General features: G+C 78.9%; 1 protein-coding gene. It reads right to left on the bottom strand.

What is annotated here, in order from left to right; translation table 11 throughout:
- Positions 1-1,458: KR domain-containing protein (locus FDA94_RS38875; RefSeq protein WP_137252012.1), on the bottom strand; the 1,458-nt coding region annotated here is incomplete at both ends.

The raw sequence follows: 1,458 nt of genomic DNA, 5'->3' as shown, positions 1-1,458 counted from the left end.
CCAGCCCGAACAGCGGCGCGCTCTGCCCCTTGCCCGCCGGGACCAGGCCGGGACGCCCGGAACCCGCGTCCTCCTCCCTCGGCCCCCAGGCGACCGCGACGCCCGGCAGGCCGAGCGTGGCGCGGTGGTGCGCGAGCGCGTCGAGGTAGGCGCCGGTCGCGGCCCGCGCGCCCTGGCCGGTCCCGCCCAGGACGCCGGAGACGTGCGGGGTGAGCAGGGCGAACAGGTCGAGGTCCAGGCCCAGGGTCAGTTCGTGCAGGTTCCAGGCCGCGTCGCCGGCGCGGCGCAGCCCGGTGGTGAACTGCTCGGGCGTGTACGACGTGAGCACCGACTCCACGTCGGAGTCGGCGACGTGCACGACCCCCGTCAGCGGGTGCTCCGCCGGGAGCAGCGCCAGCGCCTCGGCCAGCGACTCCCGGTCGGCCGCCCCGTCGGCGGCGACCAGGACGTCGGCGCCCAGCCCCCGCAGCCGCTCGGCCAGCTCGGCGTCGGCCCCCACCAGGAGCAGCCGGTCGCGCCCGAGAACGGTGACCAGATGCTCGGCCGCCGCCCCGGCGAGGTCGCCGGAGCCCGAGACCAGGACGGTCCCGGCGCTCCTCCCCGGCTCCGACGGGAAGTCGGCCGGGGTCGCGGTGACCAGGCGCGGGACGTGCGCGACCCCCTGCCGCAGCGCGACCTGCGGCTCGTCCAGCGCCAGGGCGGCGGGCAGGGCGATCAGAGACGACTCGTGGCCGTCGAGGTCGACCAGGGTGATCCGGCCGGGATGCTCCGACTGCGCCGCCCGGACCAGCCCCCAGACGGGCGCGGGCGCGAGGTCCTGGACGTCGCCGGCGGCGACGGTGACGGCGTGCCGGGTGACGATCACGAGCCGGGCGGGCGAGTCGCCGGCCAGCCAGGCGAGCAGCTCGGGCAGCAGGGTGCTGGCCGACGTGACGGGGAGCAGGACGAACTCGGCGTCGTCAGGCCGGTCGGGCGCGCCGGGTTCGGCGAGGCCGGGGATGCCGGGGGCGGCCACCGTCCACGAGACGGCGGGGTCGGCGGGCAGCGGCGTCTCGGGCCAGGTGAGGGTGAGGAACCGGTCGGGGCGGGCGTCGGCGGGCCGCAGCCCGTCGAGCCGCCGCAGCCGGACCGACTCGACCGTCGCGACCGGAACGCCGTCGGGGCCGGTGACGGCGAGGGCGAAGGCGTCCTCCCCGGTCCGCGTCGCGTGGAGGCGGAGTGCGGCGGTCCCCGGGGTGTGCAGGACCGCGCCGCGCCACTCCGCCGGCACGGCCGCCGGCCCCGCCTCGGCGAGCAAGGGCTGGAGCGCGGCGGTCAGGAGGGCGGGGTGCAGGGCGTGCCGGGGCGCGTCGAGCGCGGTGGGGCCGGTCACCTCGGCGAAGACCTCGTCGTCGCGCCGCCACAGCCGGGTCAGGCCGAGGAACGCGGGGCCGTGGTCGTGTCCGGCGGCGGCCAGGG

This window comes from Herbidospora galbida, from assembly GCF_005233835.1.
Lineage (GTDB): Bacteria > Actinomycetota > Actinomycetes > Streptosporangiales > Streptosporangiaceae > Herbidospora > Herbidospora galbida.
Note: the sequence above shows the minus strand (reverse complement) of the source record. Positions and strands in the feature narration are given on the sequence as shown.